Source organism: Sphingobium sp. B2, assembly GCF_007693735.1.
GTDB lineage: Bacteria > Pseudomonadota > Alphaproteobacteria > Sphingomonadales > Sphingomonadaceae > Sphingobium > Sphingobium xenophagum.
In genome coordinates this window covers 14034-30846 of the sequence record NZ_VDBZ01000007.1, presented here as the reverse complement: position 1 = coordinate 30846, position 16813 = coordinate 14034, and the positions used below count along the sequence as shown (strand labels likewise).

Annotated in this window: 19 protein-coding genes; 11 read left to right on the top strand and 8 right to left on the bottom strand. The window is 64.1% G+C overall.

All coding sequences use genetic code 11. The features are described from left to right. Positions 1–3: 3 nt before the first annotated feature. Positions 4–303 carry a conjugal transfer protein TraD gene (locus FE851_RS24145; RefSeq protein WP_145206837.1) on the bottom strand — a complete coding sequence of 100 codons (300 nt, stop codon included), beginning with the start codon at positions 301–303 and terminating at the stop codon, positions 4–6. Between the two features lie 659 nt (positions 304–962). Next, a complete protein-coding gene (locus FE851_RS24140) occupies positions 963–1523 on the bottom strand; it encodes a recombinase family protein (protein WP_056383868.1) in 561 nt (186 codons plus the stop codon). A gap of 138 nt (positions 1524–1661) precedes the next feature. Here FE851_RS24140 and FE851_RS24135 point away from each other — a divergent pair, with 138 nt between their 5' ends. From FE851_RS24135 to FE851_RS24110, 6 genes are all read left to right on the top strand, one after another. After that, entirely contained in the window at positions 1662–4619 is a 2958-nt protein-coding gene (locus tag FE851_RS24135) for a Tn3 family transposase (RefSeq protein ID WP_056383870.1), read from the top strand. A gap of 139 nt (positions 4620–4758) precedes the next feature. Continuing rightward, positions 4759–5190, top strand: coding sequence for a GNAT family N-acetyltransferase (locus FE851_RS24130; protein WP_145206836.1), 432 nt, complete (start codon positions 4759–4761; stop codon positions 5188–5190). A gap of 2 nt (positions 5191–5192) precedes the next feature. Next, entirely contained in the window at positions 5193–8324 is a 3132-nt protein-coding gene (gene traA, locus FE851_RS24125; protein ID WP_145206835.1) for a Ti-type conjugative transfer relaxase TraA, read from the top strand. A gap of 10 nt (positions 8325–8334) precedes the next feature. Beyond that, entirely contained in the window at positions 8335–9060 is a 726-nt protein-coding gene (locus tag FE851_RS24120) for a DUF6118 family protein (protein ID WP_315850636.1), read from the top strand. Then, entirely contained in the window at positions 9050–9664 is a 615-nt protein-coding gene (locus FE851_RS24115; RefSeq protein WP_145206833.1) for a GNAT family N-acetyltransferase, read from the top strand. Before FE851_RS24120 ends, FE851_RS24115 begins: the two co-directional genes overlap by 11 nt. Before the next feature lie 86 nt (positions 9665–9750). Then, the gene (locus FE851_RS24110) at positions 9751–10587 is read left to right on the top strand and encodes an EamA family transporter (RefSeq protein ID WP_145206832.1); all 837 of its coding nucleotides are present in this window, start codon (positions 9751–9753) and stop codon (positions 10585–10587) included. A 20-nt stretch (positions 10588–10607) separates the two neighbouring features. On the opposite strand, the gene FE851_RS24105 is transcribed toward FE851_RS24110, so the two are convergent. Further along, positions 10608–10946 carry a hypothetical protein gene (locus FE851_RS24105; RefSeq protein ID WP_222422994.1) on the bottom strand — a complete coding sequence of 113 codons (339 nt, stop codon included), beginning with the start codon at positions 10944–10946 and terminating at the stop codon, positions 10608–10610. A gap of 106 nt (positions 10947–11052) precedes the next feature. Between FE851_RS24105 and FE851_RS24100 the strand changes: the two genes are divergently transcribed. Beyond that, positions 11053–11340 carry a WGR domain-containing protein gene (locus tag FE851_RS24100; protein WP_145206831.1) on the top strand — a complete coding sequence of 96 codons (288 nt, stop codon included), beginning with the start codon at positions 11053–11055 and terminating at the stop codon, positions 11338–11340. A gap of 82 nt (positions 11341–11422) precedes the next feature. Here the strand turns inward: FE851_RS24100 and FE851_RS24095 are convergent, their stop codons facing one another. The 3 genes from FE851_RS24095 to FE851_RS24085 form a co-directional block, all read right to left on the bottom strand. Continuing rightward, positions 11423–11893 (bottom strand): RidA family protein, encoded by a 471-nt coding sequence (locus FE851_RS24095; protein ID WP_222422993.1) that lies wholly within the window; start codon positions 11891–11893, stop codon positions 11423–11425. A gap of 149 nt (positions 11894–12042) precedes the next feature. After that, positions 12043–12576 carry a GNAT family N-acetyltransferase gene (locus FE851_RS24090; protein ID WP_186378979.1) on the bottom strand — a complete coding sequence of 178 codons (534 nt, stop codon included), beginning with the start codon at positions 12574–12576 and terminating at the stop codon, positions 12043–12045. 186 nt (positions 12577–12762) lie between these two features. Further along, positions 12763–13566 carry a hypothetical protein gene (locus FE851_RS24085; RefSeq protein WP_145206829.1) on the bottom strand — a complete coding sequence of 268 codons (804 nt, stop codon included), beginning with the start codon at positions 13564–13566 and terminating at the stop codon, positions 12763–12765. A gap of 191 nt (positions 13567–13757) precedes the next feature. Here FE851_RS24085 and FE851_RS24080 point away from each other — a divergent pair, with 191 nt between their 5' ends. From FE851_RS24080 to FE851_RS24065, 4 genes are all read left to right on the top strand, one after another. Next, entirely contained in the window at positions 13758–14006 is a 249-nt protein-coding gene (locus tag FE851_RS24080; RefSeq protein ID WP_145206828.1) for a type II toxin-antitoxin system VapB family antitoxin, read from the top strand. Then, positions 14003–14392, top strand: coding sequence for a type II toxin-antitoxin system VapC family toxin (locus tag FE851_RS24075; protein ID WP_145206827.1), 390 nt, complete (start codon positions 14003–14005; stop codon positions 14390–14392). Before FE851_RS24080 ends, FE851_RS24075 begins: the two co-directional genes overlap by 4 nt. 124 nt (positions 14393–14516) lie before the next feature. Then, positions 14517–14906 carry a CopG family transcriptional regulator gene (locus tag FE851_RS24070; protein WP_145206826.1) on the top strand — a complete coding sequence of 130 codons (390 nt, stop codon included), beginning with the start codon at positions 14517–14519 and terminating at the stop codon, positions 14904–14906. Beyond that, positions 14903–15859: a tyrosine-type recombinase/integrase gene (locus FE851_RS24065; RefSeq protein WP_145206825.1), complete on the top strand. Its 957-nt coding sequence runs from the start codon at positions 14903–14905 to the stop codon at positions 15857–15859. Before FE851_RS24070 ends, FE851_RS24065 begins: the two co-directional genes overlap by 4 nt. 115 nt (positions 15860–15974) lie before the next feature. Here the strand turns inward: FE851_RS24065 and FE851_RS24060 are convergent, their stop codons facing one another. Both FE851_RS24060 and FE851_RS24055 read right to left on the bottom strand, forming a co-directional pair. Beyond that, positions 15975–16262 carry a hypothetical protein gene (locus FE851_RS24060; RefSeq protein WP_145206824.1) on the bottom strand — a complete coding sequence of 96 codons (288 nt, stop codon included), beginning with the start codon at positions 16260–16262 and terminating at the stop codon, positions 15975–15977. Positions 16263–16325: 63 nt separating this feature from the next. Further along, complete coding sequence (locus FE851_RS24055) at positions 16326–16691, bottom strand: helix-turn-helix domain-containing protein (RefSeq protein ID WP_145206823.1); 366 nt, start codon at positions 16689–16691, stop codon at positions 16326–16328. Positions 16692–16813: the final 122 nt, after the last annotated feature.

The following is a 16813-nucleotide window of genomic DNA, read 5'->3' as shown; positions in this document are numbered from 1 at the left end:
AGCCTATGCCTCGCCTGCGCCAGTTTGCTTTGCGCCTTCACCGTCGCCGCCAGCGCGACGGCCAGCCTTGCGCCCGCGTCCCTGAAAGAAGGCCGCGCCCCGCGAGCGCCACGCCTCCTTTGCGTTCGCATCAGCCGATTCCACGGCGGCGAGCAGCGCGCCCGCCAGTATGTCGAGATCGAGCGCATCGGCCCCGGTGGACGTGACCAGCTCGCCTAGCTGCTGCACCTTCTTCGCCTTGAGCGCGCGGGCCTTGTCGCCCAGCGCCTTCAACTCGGCGTCATAGTCGCGGACCTTACGCATATTCTCTCCCTCGCGCCCATGATCGGGGAACCGCAGCGTAGCACGATCGCAGGCGCAGGACAGCGGTTCCGAACAAAAATGCGGCCAAGTCAGTCATGCGAACGGCAGAGAGTGTGAGTGCGCGCTTATACGTCGTGGGGTGACTACACGAAAGTGAGTTTTACGTACGCGATATACGAACGAATGCAGTACGATGCGGGGGAAGGCTGCTGCAGGCGCCAGCGCTCACCGTAACGCAGAAGGTTTTGCGGGCCAAACGAACGGTAGCGAGCCTAGGATAAAGCCCAAGAACGTTGCCTGAAGCGGCACCGAAAAGCCAAATGCCGGAATGCCTAAGGCTACCAGAGCGTAGGTGTTTGCAGCGACGTCACCGATCATAATAGACGCGGCCAAAACCAATCCTGCCCGTTTGAAACGCGAAAGAAGTAGCACAATAGCAAGCGCGTCCAAGAATATCAGTGATGTCCAGAATAGTTCGAGTTGAAACGGCCCCCAATCATAGGGCCTCCATCCGTATGCTACAAAGTCTCGCGCATGATTGAAAAAACCGAACCCAAAGCAGGCTATGTAGATTCCTATGATAACCCGAATTCGTGCGTCTGCGCGGGATCGCGCTGGTGTAACGTGGTGACGGATCTGATCGATATTTGGTGCCATAGCTATTCCGCCGTTGCGCCTTCCAACGCCTTATAAAGGGCGGTTTTCCCGATTTTTAGGCGGGCGGCGGCCTCCCGCACAGTAAGGCCTGCTGCGATGTGCGCCCGGGCCTTGCGCAGCTTGTCGGGAGTGACGACAGGGCGGCGGCCACCCTTGCTGCCGCGCTCGCGCGCGGCTCGCAGACCCGCCTGGGTGCGCTCACGGATCAGATCGCGCTCGAACTGCGCGAGGGAGCCGAAGATGTTGAACACCAGCATTCCCCCCGGCGTGGTGGTGTCGATGTTCTCGGTGAGCGAACGGAACCCGATGCCACGGGATGCCAGTTCGCCGATCTTGTCGATGAGGTGGCTCATCGAGCGGCCGAGCCGATCGAGCTTCCACACGACCAGCGTGTCGCCGGCGCGCAGATAGGCCAGCGCTTCGGCGAGGCCGGGTCTGTCGGTCCTGGCGCCCGAAGCCTGATCGTCGAAAACACGTTCGCATCCCGCCCGCTTCAGAGCGTCATGCTGGAGCGAGAGCTTCTGGTCGGGGGTGGAGACCCGCGCATAGCCGATCAGCGCCATGTGCTGCCCCGAAGTGTCCGTTTTCCCATCATCATGCGATCTTGTCCGAATCGCCATCGAAGGTCCAGAATTAACGGACACATTCCCGGTGGCCGTCCAACGGACGTCTGACGGACAGCGACATGGAGGGGTTCGACCTTGGCAAGAAGACACCTGCTGACCCGCGAGATGCTGGCTGGTCATTATGATCCTTCGCTCGATGAACGGGAGATCGCCCGCCACTTCACCCTTACCAGGGATGACCTCGATCTGATCGCGTCCCGGCGCGGCGACGCAACCCGCCTCGGCTATGCCATGCTGCTCCTCTATCTCCGCTGGCCGGGGCGCGTGCTGGAAGCCGGCGAAGCACCGCCCATGCCGATCCTGGCGTTCGTTGCCCGCCAGTTGAATGTGTCGCCTATGTCATGGCGCGACTATGCGAGGCGCGACGAAACGCGGCGAACTCACCTCGCCGACCTGTCGCGGCGCTTCGGTCATGTCGTTTTCGGCCGCGCGGATTTCTACGCGCTGGTCGCGTTTGCCATGCCTATCGCGCAGACCGTCACCCAGCCCTCGCGGCTTGCCGGCATCGTCATGGATGAGATGCGGCGCCGGCGATTGCTGCTACCGCCCGTGACAATTGTCGAGGCGATCGTGCGGCGGGCCCGACAGCAAGCCGGCGATCTGGTCCATGACGTGCTCGCCGGAGATCTCGGCGAACCTGAACGCGCACGGCTCGATGCCCTGCTGTCGCGCAGGGATGAGAAAAGCGCGACCTGGCTCTCATGGTTGCGCAACCCGCCCCTGTCGCCCGCGTCGCGCAACGTCCTGCGATTGATCGAACGGCTCGACCACGTTCGTGCCTTGGGTTTCGCGGCGACACGCGCCACGACGATCCCGCAGGCTGCATTCGACCGGATCGCGGACGAGGCGGCGCGCATCACACCCCAGCATCTGGCGGAACTACCGGACAGACGCCGCCATGCGATCCTTGCCGCAGCCGGCATCCGGCTTGAGGAAAGCCTGACAGATGCGGTGCTGACGATGATGGACAAGTTGCTTGGCAGCATGATGCGCCGGGCCGAAAACCGCACAAAGGACAAGGCGATCGGCACGATCCGATCGCTTCAGGCACAGCTTCGCCTGCTTACCGGCTCGTGCCGGACCCTGCTCGACGCGCGGGCGCGGGGCGTCGATTCCCTTGCCGCCATTGGTTCGATCGATTGGGAAAGGCTGGGGACGGCGGTCGTGGACGCCGAGCTGTTGATCGCGCCAGAAACGATCGATCGCACAGCCGAACTGATCGAGCGGCAGCGCTCGCTGCGCTCCGTGATCGGGCCGTTCCTCAACGCCTTCGAGTTTCGCGGCACCGGCGCGGTGCAGGGTTTGCTCGATGCGGTTCGGCTGATCGCTGATATCTATCGCATGGGTCGACGGCGACTGCCCGACAAGCCGCCGCTCCGCTTCGTGCCGCCGTCATGGCGCCCGTTCGTGCTGCGCGATGGCGAGGTCGTCCGCGCTGCCTATGAACTGTGCGTGCTGACACAGTTGCGGGACCGATTGCGCGCCGGCGACATATCGGTGGCGGCAAGCCGTCAGTATCGCGCCTTCGACAGCTATCTGTTGCCGCCTGCTACCTTCGATGCGATGCGCGCGCGGGGACCGCTGCCACTGGCGATCGACACCGATTTCGACAGCTTCATCGCCGGACGCCGCGCCAGCCTCGACGCCGCGATCGAACGCGTGACGGTCCTGGCCCGCCAAGGCGAGTTGCCTCAGGTGCGCCTCGACGGCAACGGCCTCGTCATATCGCCACTCAAGGCCCTCACGCCGCCCGACGCAGAGGATATGCGCCGCGTCGCCTATGAGCGGCTACCACGCGTGAAGATCACCGATCTCCTTCTGGAGGTCGATGGCTGGACCGGCTTTTCCGAGTGCTTCACCCATCGGCGCTCCGCTCGCGTGGCGGATGACCGCAACGCGCTGCTGACCGTAATCCTGGCAGACGGCATCAATCTCGGGCTAACGCGCATGGCCGAGACCTGTCAGGGCGCGACGCTGCGCCAGCTCGCCCATCTGCACGACTGGCATATCAGCGAGGCAGCCTATGGCGAAGCGCTGGGACGGTTGATCGACGTTCACCGCACCGTGCCGCTGTCCGCGCTGTGGGGCGACGGCACCACCTCGTCGAGCGACGGCCAGCTCTTCCATGCGGGCGGACGAGGCGCCGCGATTGGCGACATCAACGCGCGCAACGGCAACGAGCCCGGGGTCAGCTTCTACACCCACGTCTCGGACCAATATGATCCGTTTGCGAGCCGAGTGATCGCGGCGACCGCCGGCGAGGCACCCTATGTCCTCGACGGGCTTCTATACCATGCCACCGGCCTGTCGATCGAAGAGCATTATACCGACACCGGCGGCGCGTCCGATCATGTGTTCGGCCTGATGCCGTTCTTCGGCTACCGCTTTGCGCCGCGCCTGCGCGACCTGAAGGACCGGCGCCTGCATCTGCTACCGGGCCAGGAAGCCGGGCCGCTGCTGGCCGGCATGACCGGCGATCCGGTCGCCATCGGGCATGTCGCCGCCCATTGGAACGAACTGCTACGCCTCACCACCTCGATCCGCAGCGGCACCACCACAGCGTCGGCAATGCTGCGCAGATTGTCCGCCTACCCTCGCCAGAACGGACTGGCGCTCGCCCTGCGCGAGGTTGGGCGGATCGAGCGTTCGATCTTCATGCTCGACTGGCTGCGCGACCTCGACCTGCGCCGACGCACTCAGGCCGGGCTCAACAAGGGCGAGGCTCGCAACGCGCTCGCCCGCGCGCTCTTCTTCAACCAGCTCGGCGAGCTGCGCGACCGGCGGTTCGAGAACCAGACCTATCGCGCCTCCGGTCTCAATCTGCTCGTGGCTGCCATCATCCTATGGAACACCCGCTATCTCGAACGGGCGGTCGGGGCGCTGGCGATCCCGGACGACGTCGCGCGCCACATCGCCCCGCTGGGATGGGAGCATATCTCGCTCACCGGCGACTATCGCTGGAATGTCGAAAGCCGCCCCGATCCGGGCCAGCTCCGCCCGTTGCGCACGCCTTCATCGCTCTTGGCCGCATGATGGCGCATGCCCGCGTTCACGAGAGGTTCTCTCTTAGCGTACGTAAAATGCACTTTCGTGTAGTGACCCCGTCGTTGCCGACGTGCGCTAAGAAAGGCATAGTAAGAAGGAAACAGGAAGCGAGAGAGGACGCGCCGGCATGTCGCCCCGGATTGAAGCCACGGACAACCCGGCACCGGCCGATGTGGCGAGCCTGCTGGATGGTCTGCGCGCCTTCAATCTGCAAGCGGGCGGGATCAGCATCGAGCCGCTTGCGGTCTGGCTGCGCGGCGAGGCTGGCGAGATGATCGGCGGCTTGACCGGACGAACCGGCGCGGGGTGGCTTTTCATCGAGTTCTTTTGGCTCCCCGAGGAATTGCGGGGACGGGGATTCGGATCGGAGCTGATCCGGCGCGCAGAGGATATCGCGAAGGAGCGCGGCTGCGTCGGCGCCTGGCTGGACACGTTCAGCTTTCAGGCACCCGGATTCTACGAGCGGCACGGCTACGAAAGTTTCGGAGTGATCGAGGACTATCCGCCCGGTAGCCGCCGCTACTTCCTGCAAAAGCGTTTCGATCGATCGGCGGGGTAGGCGTGGCGATCTACCATTTCTCCGCGAAGGTCATCAGCCGCGCCAGGGGATCGAGCGCGGTCGCGAGTGCTGCCTATCGCGCGGCGGAGCGGCTGCACGATGACCGGCTGGGGCGCGATCACGATTTCTCGAACAAGGCCGGCGTCGTCCATTCGGAGATCATGTTGCCCGAAGGCGCGCCGGAGCGTTTAAACGATCGCGAAACCCTGTGGAACGAGGTCGAGGCCGGGGAGAAGCGCAAGGACGCGCAGCTTGCGCGCGAGGTGGAGTTCTCAATCCCACGCGAGATGACGCAGGAGCAGGGCGTCACGCTCGCCCGCGATTTTGTCGAAAGGGAATTTGTCGATCGCGGCATGGTCGCGGACCTGAACGTGCATTGGGACCATGCCGAGGATGGCAGTCCCAAGCCGCACGCACATGTCATGCTGTCGATGCGCGAGGTTGGGCCGGAGGGCTTCGGCCAGAAGGTGCGCGACTGGAACCGCACGGAGCTATTGGAGCATTGGCGCGAGGCGTGGGCCGATCACGTCAACGAGCGGCTGGCCGAGCTGGATATAGACGCGCGGATCGATCACCGGACGTTGGAGGCGCAGGGGATCGACCTTGAGCCGCAACACAAGATCGGGCCGGCGGGATCGCGGCGCCTGGATCGCGGCGAGGATGCCGAGCGTGCCGACGATCATCTTCGCATCGCGCGCGAGAATGGCGAAAAGATCATCGCCGAGCCGACAATCGCGCTCGACGCGATCACGCGCCAACAGGCGACGTTCACGACCCGCGACCTTGCGATGTTCGTCCACCGTCACAGCGACGGCAAGGAGCAGTTCGACCAGGCGATGGGGGCGGTGAAGGCGTCGCCCGAGCTGGTGGCGCTGGGGAAGGACGGGAAGGGGCAGGAGCGGTTCACGTCGCGCGACATGATCGCGGTGGAGCAGCGGTTGGAAAGGGCGGCGGATCGTCTCGCGGAGAGGGCGGGGCATGGTCTCCCGACGGCATCGAGGGGGGAAGATGCCGTCGGGAGTGAGGGCCTGGTGCTAGGGAGGGAGCAACAGGCCGCATTGGAGCATATAGGCAGGCGCGGCGACCTTGCCATAGTGGTCGGCTATGCCGGCACCGGCAAATCGGCGATGCTGGGAGTCGCGCGCGACGAATGGGAGCGCGCCGGCTACACGGTGCGCGGTGCCGCGCTGTCGGGGATCGCGGCGGAGAATCTGGAAGGCGGATCGGCCATCCCCTCGCGGACGATCGCGAGCCTCGAATATCAGTGGGGGCAGGGGCGCGAGCAGCTAGGCCCGCGCGACGTGCTGGTGATCGACGAGGCCGGCATGATCGGCACGCGCCAGATGGAGCGGGTGCTGTCGGAGGCGGAGCGGGCGGGGGCCAAGGTGGTCCTTGTCGGCGATCCGGAGCAGTTGCAGGCGATCGAGGCGGGCGCTGCGTTCCGCAGCCTCGCCGAGCGCCACGGCGCGGCCGAGATCAGCGAGATACGCCGGCAGCATGAGGATTGGCAGAAGGACGCCACGCGGGCGCTGGCGACGGGCAGGACGGCCGAGGCCATCCATGCCTATGATCGGCACGGCATGGTCGAGGCGGCCGACACGCGCGAGCTCGCGCGTGCGGAGCTGATCGACCGCTGGGATGCGCAGCGCGTCGCCGATCCGGATCAGACCCGGATCATCCTCACCCACACCAACGCCGAGGTTCGGGATTTGAATCTCGCCGCGCGCGATCGGCTGCGCGACGCTGGCGAGCTGGGGGAGAGCGTGCGCGTGTCGGCCGAGCGGGGGGCGCGCGACTTCGCCAGTGGCGACCGCATCATGTTCCTGAAGAACGAGCGCGGGCTTGGGGTCAAGAACGGCTCGCTGGGGACGGTAGAGCAGGTCGCGCCCGAGCGCATGGCCGTGCGCCTCGATGACGGCCGATCGGTCGCGTTCGACCTCAAGGACTATGCCCATGTCGATCATGGCTATGCCGCGACCATCCACAAATCGCAGGGCGTGACGGTCGATCGCGCGCACGTCCTCGCCACCCCCGGCATGGACCGCCATGCGGCCTATGTGGCGCTGTCGCGGCACCGGGACGGGGTGCAGCTCCATTACGGCCGGGACGATTTCGCCGACGTGTCCCAGCTCACCCGCACGCTCTCGCGCGAGCGGGCGAAGGACATGGCGTCCGACTATCCGATGTTCCGCGATCCCGACGCGGAGATTCGTGCTTTCGCGGACCGGCGCGGCCTGGCGGGCGAGATCCGCGTTGCGGATGCGCCCGAAGCCGCGCGAGATCCTCGCGTGGAAAACCTTGCGCCCCGGCGAGGATCTTCGCGCGAAATGGGCGAAGATCCACGGCCGGTTCGAGAGGCCGGCGACCGCGGCGTCAGCGACCGCGGCGCCGCGGCCGAGCGTCAGCCGCGGCGTGGCATGTTCGACGGCTTCCGGCCCGCGCCCGAGCGTCCAGCGCCGGCCGAAAAGACCGTTGGGGAGCGCGCGCCATCCGACAAGCCCAGGCGCGGCATGTTCGACGGCCTGAAACTCGACGCGACGCCGACGACGCCCACGCCTTCGCTGGTGCAGAGGGTCGAGGAAAGGCTGGATCGCGAATATCGTCAGGCGGTCGAGCGGGCCGCCCGTTCGGCCGAGGCGGTGTCGCAGGCGCGCGCCTCGAGCGGGATCGTGCTCGAGCACCAGACGGTCGCGCTCGAGCGCGCGGTGGAAGCGCTCAACCGGATCAGGCCGGGGGCGTCGAACGACATGGCGGCGGCGTTCGAGCGCGATCCGGCCTTGCTGCGCGAGGCGGCGGCGGGACGCAGCGGCCCGATGATCGAGGCGATGAAGGTCGAAGCCCGCGTTCGCATCGATCCCGATTTGCGCGCCGATCGTTTCGTGGAACGCTGGCAGCATCTTCAACAGGAGCGGGACCGCCTCTATCGCGAGGGCGACATGACCGGCCGCAAGCAGATCGGGCAGGAAATGGCGGGCATGGCGAAAAGCCTTGAGCGCGATCCCCAGGTGGAATCGCTCCTGCGCGGCCGTTCGCGCGAGCTGGGGCTTGATACGGTGAGGAACGAGACCCGCGAGCTTACCCGCGAGCTGACACGCGATTTGGAGATCGGTCGCGATCGGGGGTTGAGCCGATAGGGAGAGGATGATGGACGAGGATCAGGCCGGCAACGATCCGGCAGCGGCGGCGTTCGAGCGGCTGCGTGGGGAGCTGTCGCTGGTGCGCAGGGCGGTCGAGGGATTGACCGCCGCGCGCGAGAAGATCGACATTCCCGATTATGGGCCGACGCTGACGCGCACGCGCCTGGTGCTGGACGAGCTGACGGGGCATGTCGCCGCGATGCGGGAAAGTCCGGCCCTGTCGATGGACCCGACCGAGCTGGAAAGGCGGATCAACCGGGCCGCGATCGACGCGCGCGGCGAGGACAAGCGGCTTGTCGGCGAGGCGCGCAAGGCGCTGGACGAAGCACGCGACGCGCTGAAAGCGACCGCGCGCGATATGGGCAACCGGCTCGCGTCGGCGCGCCAGGGCGACGCCCAGAAACGATGGCTGTGGATCGTCGGCCTTGGCGGTCTGCTGGCGGGGTTGATCCTCTATGCCGCGTGCGGGGGGCCGGTCGCGCGCCTGGTTCCGACAAGCTGGCAATGGCCCGAATATGTGGCGACGCGGGTGCTGGCCGAGCCGACGCAATGGGAGGCGGGGCGGCGTTTGATTATAACTGACAAGCCAGACACATGGGCGGGAACCGTCAAGGCCGTGAACCTCGTTAACGCCAACCAGGACGTGCTCCCCGCCTGCGAGCGGGCGGCGGCGAAGGCGAAAAAGCCGGTGCGCTGCACGATCACGGTGAAGCCCGAAAACAATGCGCGCTGATCCCCATATCGTCGCGACGTGGGTTCGGGGATGGACCCTGGCGCGCGAAACCACGCCTCCGACGCCCTATAAGGGCGGCCTCCGCGTCGATGTGGGATGGCCCGAGCAGAAAGCCCGCTACGTCTTTCCCGCCGTCGTGCCGGCGATCGGCGAGCTGGCATCCACTATCAACGAACCGTGGGTTTTCCTCAAAGCCTGCGCCTCGCCCGACGCCATGCAGCCGATATTGACGACGGGTTGGGCGATCCAGCGTCCGGGCTACATGATGACGCTCGCCGGGTCGATGGGAGATTTCGAGCGGCCCGAGGGCTATGCGCTCGACGTGATCGAGGGGCCGATTTCGATTGTGCGCGCACTCGATCCAGCGGGAGAGGCGGCCGCGATCGGCCGCGTCGTCGTGGTGGACGGCTTCGCGATCTACGACCGGATAGAGACTCGGCCCGAGCATCGCCGGCGCGGCCTCGCCCGGGCCGTGATGAAGGCGCTTGAGACGATCGGCCGCGAACAGGGAGCCGTGCGCGGCGTGCTCGTTGCGACGCCCGAGGGGCGCGCACTCTATGAGAGCTTGGGTTGGGAACTGCACCTGTCTCTTATACACATCTAGATGTGTATAAGAGACAGCTATGAGAGCTTGGGTTGGGAACTGCACTCCCGCTACACCACGGCCGTCATTCCGGTGGGCTAATCGCCATGTCTTTCGTTGTTTTTGGAATCATCCTGTTCGCCGCGTTGCTCCATGCGAGCTGGAACGCGATCGTGAAGGGAGCCGGCGACAAGCTGTTGACGACCGTCCTGGTGACGGCCTCGGCCTCGGTCATCGCTGTTGTCGCCCTTCCGTTTCTTCCTGTCCCGGCGCGTGCGAGCTGGCCGTTTATCGCGGCGTCGGTTGTCTTTCAGGTCATCTATTTCGTGTTGGTTGCGCGCACCTACCGTATCGCCGACATGAGCCTGACTTATCCTTTGATGCGCGGCACGGCCCCGCTGATCGTGGCGGTCGCGAGCGCCGTTGCGATCGGCGAGCATCTGTCAGCGCGCGCCTGGATTGGCGTCGGCATCATCTGCGCTGGCATCCTGAGCATGGCGGTGAGCGGCAGGCATGGCGACGGCGGGAAAGGAACGCCCCTCGCGCTGATGAGCGCCATCACCATCGCCTGCTATACCCTGATCGACGGGATCGGGGTGCGGCGCTCCAGCGCGCCCGCATCCTATACCTTATGGATTTTTCTTCTCACCGGCCTTTCTCTGGCTGCATGGGCGATAGCCACGCAACGAGCATCGCTCGGTGTCTATGTTCGCCGGAACTGGCCTTACGGATTGGTGGGCGGCTTCGGGACGCTGGCCTCCTATGGGCTGGCGCTGTGGGCGATGACGGTCGCGCCGGTCGCCGTGGTCGCGGCGCTTCGCGAGACCTCGATCCTTTTCGGCACCGCCATCTCGGCCGTTTTGCTCCATGAGCGGGTCGGGCCGGCCCGGATCATAGCCGTCTGCATTATTGCTGCCGGTGCTGCGACGCTCCGGCTTGCATGATTTCATGCGGCATCAGCCGCTCAGCGCTGGCTACACTTCAAATCGATCGTGCGCCGGTCGAGATCGCTGAGGGTGCCGCCGATCCTCGCCGCTTCGTCATCCCAGCAGCGCTGCCTGGGGGTGCGGCCGTCCACCGGCATCACCGGCGCGACATATGCCGGATATGGAACAGCGGGCGGCGTGGCGACCTGCGGAGGCGGCGTGGACTGCACGCCGACAGCCATGCTGCTTCCGCTTCGGGCCTGGAGCGGTGCGGTTGCAGATGTGCAGATCGCCAGTGCGGCTATGGCCGAGACGATCGAGCCCATTCGGCGCATGGGAACGATATGGTTCCGGGCAGGGGTAACAGAGAGCATCATCCGGCGAGCTTATGTAGTGATCCTATAGACTTCGTGAATCAATCGACGGTCATTGATTCAAGAAAGTCGCCGGACTTCGCAGGCCTGATTTTGTAGGCTTTGCGCCATGAATGGCGCAGTTCTCCCGCTTTGTGATCCGATCGAGCTGGTGGCTCTCGACCCCGCCCGCAACGTCCGGCGCGGCTACAGCATCACCGCGAGCCTCGACCTGTTCGGCATGATCGTGGTGGAAACCCGCTGGGGCCGGATCGGCGCGTGCGGTCAGGCCCGCGCCCACGCCTTCGCCGATCGCGCGGCGGCCGAGCGCCATATCGCCGCGACCTTGCGCCGGCGCGGCACAGCCGAAAGCCGGATTGGGGTGGCTTACACGATTATAGCAGTCGCCGGCGTATAGGCAGTCGCGTCCACGGTCAGGCATACGATGGCGAGTGGCACGTCTCTAAAAGCCGACCATGTAGGCTGGACGCGAACAAACCCTAATCGCCGCGCACCAATACGAGCGCCTCAATCTCTATTGGCATGCCATAAGGCAACGAACCGCTACCTACCGCCATGCGAACGTGCCTGCCTTCCTCACCCCATACATCGACAAAAAGGTCCGAGCATCCGTCGATGACCTTCGCATGATCGCGAAATTCGGGAATAGCGTTTACCATGCCAAAGACCTTGACCACGGTTTTTACTCGATCGAGATCACCACCCAAAGCATCCTTCATCGCGGAGATCAGGAAAAGCGCCACGGTGCGAGAAAGCCCATAAGCCTGCTCAGTAGAGAACTCGGCGCCCACTCTCCCTACGGGGACCGCGCCATTATCAAGCAAGGGGCCTTTGCCCGCGAGATAAAGCAAGTCCCCTATTTGCTTGTGGTGAAGGTAATTCTCGGCCGTATAACTTAGTCGAGGCAGAGATATTCCAAGAGCATCGAGGCGATCCTGTGTCCGCATCATTCTCGCAAGTTCCTCGCCGGGCAAACGCGATAAGGATCATGCCATTTTCATGCTGTCCGGAACACTCGTTATGACAACGAAGCTGCCGGACGGCTCGCGCCCCATATAGCGTCATTTGCGTTTGATAGGTTGATGCCCGTAATCGGGCATCAGCCTAAAGTCGCTTCCGATCGCAAGAGGGAGTAATGGCCAGCATCCCAACGATCTGCTCCCATTCGGGCGAGAGATCGGCGAACACCTTCCTTGACAAACCCCAGCGTTTCGTATGTTCGAATCGCGCTATGATTAAATGTATAGACGTTCAATTCCATGCGCTCGACCCGAGTATCGGAAAATGTGAGGGCAATAATCTCCTTTAGGAACGGTTTTGCGATACCGCGCCCTCGCATGGTCGGAGAAACGGCAACAAGGCCGAGTAAGGCAACTCCTTGGTGCCAATTCATAAAGGTAGTGGCTGTTGCAACCATGGCACCTTGATCCTCACCCGCCCACATTACGGCTTTTGGATCACCTCCAACTGTCTGGCTTAGAAATGCCTCAACCTGCTTAGTGTCGAGAGGAAAGGACCGCTCCGGACTACCCCACTGTCCCAACGCCTCGGGCGTAGGAAACCAGTGTAGAAGGGCGGGAATGTCGTCCGCGTGAAAGGGGCGAACTTTCAACCCACGGTGCGCTTCGTTCACCGTCCTGCTCCAAATCTGCCTCGACTGGTATTTGAGCATGGCCGCTCCAAACCTGCCGGGCAAGAATCCACCCAGCCAAGCCCTTCATGATCCGAAAATCAAAAGTTTTGCATCGCTCGGGGATGGCTTGGTGGGGGGTGGTTAGGCGACAGGCAGCTTCTGGCGATTAAAGGGAGTTTTCCGACGTCAGTTGGAATTTGCTGGATTGGACGCTGTCTCAGGCTTGCCTAACTCCAAGACCCCATCGAATCCGGGCTCGGCCGGCTTCATTGTTAAGGCGCGCGCTACATGCGGTCTCGCCGCGACCGGATAAATGTGGCACCCTTGATCCTCGCAATTGAAGGTGGTGCCGCCTTCTCCTTCGATCAGGATGCTGATCGTGCCGTCCCGAGGAAGAAGCATGGCAGCCGGCGCGAACGGTCGTTTTGTATCGGTATATTCGATCTTCTGCGCGTGGACCGCCCCTGTCAGAGCGATGACCACTCCCCCGTTGGCTGCTTGTGCGGCCCGAAGGTTCTCAGCCATCTGCCTATTGGAATCCGCATCGATATTTACGCTGGCATCGCCATTCACACTCGAACCAGAAAAGGCCACGACATTGCGAATACGTCCTGCCTGCACATTACGACGTAGCCAGTCAAAAAGGCCCAGCATCGCTTGGCTGCCCTTGCCGTCCTGATACCTCGGATCCCAATTTGTGCCTTGGAAGAGGGTCGTTTGTGCGACAAATCCCCCGTCCGACTTCAAATATGCGTCGATTAGCGGTTGCTCGATGGTCGAATGCTCGATCCCGATCGTGATCGAACGGTGCGCTTTCATGAAGGCGCACATGACGTCGATCGCCGCTTGGGGCTGCTCGACCGTGCCGTGATGGCTCTCGCCGAGCATGATCCAGCGTGCCTTTGTCTGCTGGGCGAGCGCGTCCGCACCGGCAAGCGGCTGGCATGCAGGGGGAGAAGCGGCAACAAGGGCGAGCAAAAATCCGATCATATTGCTATCTTGTCCAAGGCCATTACCCGATACAATCGCCTGATGCAGAAATCGGATGCGCGCGACGGACGGAATCGCCACCCCTCCTATATATGATAATGTCCTTTATCATACATTTCCTCATGTCCTTTTACCCCATGGCGCGGCGTGGTAGAAAGAGAGATGATTTTCTAGAAAGGAGTAGCGTGGCAATGAGCCTCAATGTCAAAGACCCCGAAGCCCATAGGCTCGCCCATGCCATCGCCCAGGCGACCGGTCAGAGCATGACCCGCGTTGTTACCGAGGCGCTGCGCGACCGCTTCGCCCGGATCGAGCGCAGCAAGGGCAAGGCCAGCGTCGCGGAGCTGCTTGCCATCGCCGATCGCGCCGCCGCGCATGTGAAGCGTCCCTATGCCGATCATGCCGAACTGCTTTACGATGAAAGCGGCCTGCCGAAATGATCCTCGACACATCGGCCCTGGTCGCGATCCTCTATCGCGAGCCGGAGGCGCAGGCGTTCGCGCAAGCGATCCACGATGCCGATTCCTGTCGCATCAGCGTCGCCAGCTATGTCGAATTGTCGATCGTCGTTGAAAACCAGCTTGGTCCCGAGGGGATGCGCCAGGCTGAAGCCTTCTTTCGGCGCGCCGGCATCACCATTGAGCCGGTGACGGTCGAGCATGGCGAGCTGGCGCGGCAAGCGTTCCTCGATTTCGGCAAAGGCCGGCACAAGGCTGGCCTGAATTTCGGTGATTGCTTTTCCTATGCGCTGGCGAAGGCCACCGGCGAACCGTTGCTGTTCAAAGGCAATGACTTCCCGGTGACGGACATAGAGGCCGCTGCATGACCGAAGCGGCGACCACGACACGGGGCTATCGCGACGCGATGCACGACCTTTGGGTGCGCTATCGCGGCGATCCTGCCGAGGCCGTTTAAACGGCTCCGGAGATCCACCGCATAAGGAGGCCCCTATGACCGACGACGAGCTGGCCGATGACAACCCCGCCGAGCGCGCTCAGGCCGCGCGCTTACGCGAGCAGGCCCGCGCGGGTGGCCTGCGGTTCGAGGTGTATCTTATCAGCGAAATCGCAGACTGGCTGTTGGCGCAGATCGAGCGGGGCAGGTTCGCCGATCCTTCCGAGGCGGTGTTCCTGATCGTCCAGAACTTCATCGAAATGGAGCAGCACCGCGATTTGCGCGACGAGCTGCTACGCCGGACATTGGATGCCTCGATAGAGCGCGGCCTTGAGGATGCGAAGGCGGGCCGGCTCCACGACGCGGCCGAGGTGTTCGATGAATTGCGCCGGGAGCTGGCGAAGCCGCGCCCCGAGCCGGCACGATGGGAGAAGATCGCGCGATGACCCAGCTCGCCCCTCTCCCCTCGCCGGCGCTGCCGGCGCTGATCGCGTCGGCCGACGAGGCGACGCGGCTCCGCTTCCTTGAGTTTTTCGCGGTGACGATCCGCAACCCGCATACGCGCCGCGCCTATGCGCGTGCGGCCGGCGATTTCCTCGCCTGGGTAGCCGCGCGCGGCGTCACATCGCTCGCCGGCGTGCAGCCGCTCCACGTCGCGGGGTGGGTCGAGGCGCTGGGGCGCGAGGTGGCGGCCCCCAGCGTCAAGCAGCAGCTCGCGGCCGTGAAGCATCTGTTCGACTGGCTGGTGACGGGCCATGCCGTGCCGGCGAACCCGGCCGGATCGGTGCGCGGGCCGGCGCATAGCGTGCGGCGCGGCAAAACGCCGGTGCTGGCCCCCGACGAGGCGAGGCGGTTGCTCGACACGATCGACGTTGCCACCCCGGCCGGCCTGCGCGACCGCGCCCTGATCGCGCTCATGGTCTATTCGTTCGCCCGGATCGGCGCGGCGCTGGGGATGCGCGTCGAGGACGTGTTCATGCAGAACAGGCGGCTATGGGTCCGCCTGCATGAGAAGGGCGGCAAGCGCCACGAAATGCCCTGCCACCACAATCTTGAGGAATATCTGGCCGCCTATCTCGACGGCTGCGGCTTGCGCGAGGATCGCAAGGGGCCGTTGTTCCGCACGATCGCGCGCGGCACCAGGCGCCTCAGCGATACCCCCCTGCCCCAAGCCAATGCGTTCGCGATGGTGCGCCGGCGTGCCGGCGCAGCCGGGATCGGCACCGCGATCGGCAACCACTCATTCCGTGCGACCGGGATCACGACCTATCTGAAGAATGGCGGCACGTTGGAGACGGCCGCGACGATGGCGAACCACAGCTCGACCCGCACCACCCAGCTCTACGATCACAGGCCCGATGACGTGACGCTCGACGAGGTGGAGCGGGTGTTGATTTGAGGATTACGGCCGTTTCCGACCAACTGTGTTCGTCAAGGGGTGCGTTCGGCTTCCCTGAAATCTGCCGCCCGCTTGGGGCAAATCGCCGGCATCCTCGCCACTCATTACTTCGATATCAAGCGCGCTCGACCGCATTGGAGACGTGCAAACAAGTGTAGATGAGCAGCGGTGTCGACGCGAGGCATAACGCTATCGCGACCTTGAGCGCACCTTCCTTCGCGCACTTGAATCCAGCGATGGGAGCGAGCAGGCATACCACGAAGAGAAAAGAATAAGCTGGGAACGGATCGGCTTGGAATGTCTCATACTGAGGCGCGTTGTGAAACACCGTAAGCAGCTCGTTTCCGGCTATCAGTAGAGCTGCGATCGAAATGGCGAAGCTGATCCAGAAGCCTATTCGCATAACCATATGCTATCATTACGCCGAGCGACCACAAGTCGATCTGCAGGTGCCGGCGTCGGCCGATCAGATCGCCGAGGGAGGTACATCGAGCGCTGCCGCGAGCAGCCGCCGGCTCTGGCGGTTGCCGGCACCGGCGCCGGCCGATTCGATCCGCATCACCGTGAAACGCGACACCCCAGCCGCGCGCGCCAGCGCAACCTGCGAAATCCGGCGAAAGCGACGCCACGCCGCGAGCGGGCTTTCGCCTGCCTCGATCGCCGCACGCACTTCGGGCGGCGGGGTAAATTGCTCGGGTCCGGCGTCGTTCGCCGTCGCGTTCAGCATGAAGCTGCCCGCCGCTGCCGACAGGCGCTCGAACTGCGCCAGCGGCATGACGACCAGCACGTCGCCTTGCGGCGTGACGATCTGTTGAACCCTCTCCCGGCCCATGATGCCCGCTTAACCATTATGAATGATTACGCAAGCGATACCATTAACTATTGAATGAAACAGTCGTGCAGCAACTCCGGAGAGCCATAATCTTGCGGACGGCGGGCAGCGCCCCAACGCCG

Coding starts and splice junctions, on each gene's coding strand:
- FE851_RS24080 (WP_145206828.1), top strand. CDS start 13,758: ATGAGCCTCAATGTCAAAGACCCCGAAGCCCATAGGCTCGCCCATGCC.
- FE851_RS24100 (WP_145206831.1), top strand. CDS start 11,053: ATGAATGGCGCAGTTCTCCCGCTTTGTGATCCGATCGAGCTGGTGGCT.
- FE851_RS24115 (WP_145206833.1), top strand. CDS start 9,050: ATGCGCGCTGATCCCCATATCGTCGCGACGTGGGTTCGGGGATGGACC.
- FE851_RS24095 (WP_222422993.1), bottom strand. CDS start 11,893: ATGATGCGGACACAGGATCGCCTCGATGCTCTTGGAATATCTCTGCCT.
- FE851_RS24070 (WP_145206826.1), top strand. CDS start 14,517: ATGACCGACGACGAGCTGGCCGATGACAACCCCGCCGAGCGCGCTCAG.
- FE851_RS24105 (WP_222422994.1), bottom strand. CDS start 10,946: ATGATGCTCTCTGTTACCCCTGCCCGGAACCATATCGTTCCCATGCGC.
- FE851_RS24060 (WP_145206824.1), bottom strand. CDS start 16,262: ATGCGAATAGGCTTCTGGATCAGCTTCGCCATTTCGATCGCAGCTCTA.
- FE851_RS24075 (WP_145206827.1), top strand. CDS start 14,003: ATGATCCTCGACACATCGGCCCTGGTCGCGATCCTCTATCGCGAGCCG.
- FE851_RS24120 (WP_315850636.1), top strand. CDS start 8,335: ATGGACGAGGATCAGGCCGGCAACGATCCGGCAGCGGCGGCGTTCGAG.
- FE851_RS24065 (WP_145206825.1), top strand. CDS start 14,903: ATGACCCAGCTCGCCCCTCTCCCCTCGCCGGCGCTGCCGGCGCTGATC.
- FE851_RS24130 (WP_145206836.1), top strand. CDS start 4,759: ATGTCGCCCCGGATTGAAGCCACGGACAACCCGGCACCGGCCGATGTG.
- FE851_RS24085 (WP_145206829.1), bottom strand. CDS start 13,566: ATGATCGGATTTTTGCTCGCCCTTGTTGCCGCTTCTCCCCCTGCATGC.
- FE851_RS24140 (WP_056383868.1), bottom strand. CDS start 1,523: ATGGCGCTGATCGGCTATGCGCGGGTCTCCACCCCCGACCAGAAGCTC.
- FE851_RS24110 (WP_145206832.1), top strand. CDS start 9,751: ATGTCTTTCGTTGTTTTTGGAATCATCCTGTTCGCCGCGTTGCTCCAT.
- FE851_RS24145 (WP_145206837.1), bottom strand. CDS start 303: ATGCGTAAGGTCCGCGACTATGACGCCGAGTTGAAGGCGCTGGGCGAC.
- FE851_RS24055 (WP_145206823.1), bottom strand. CDS start 16,691: ATGGGCCGGGAGAGGGTTCAACAGATCGTCACGCCGCAAGGCGACGTG.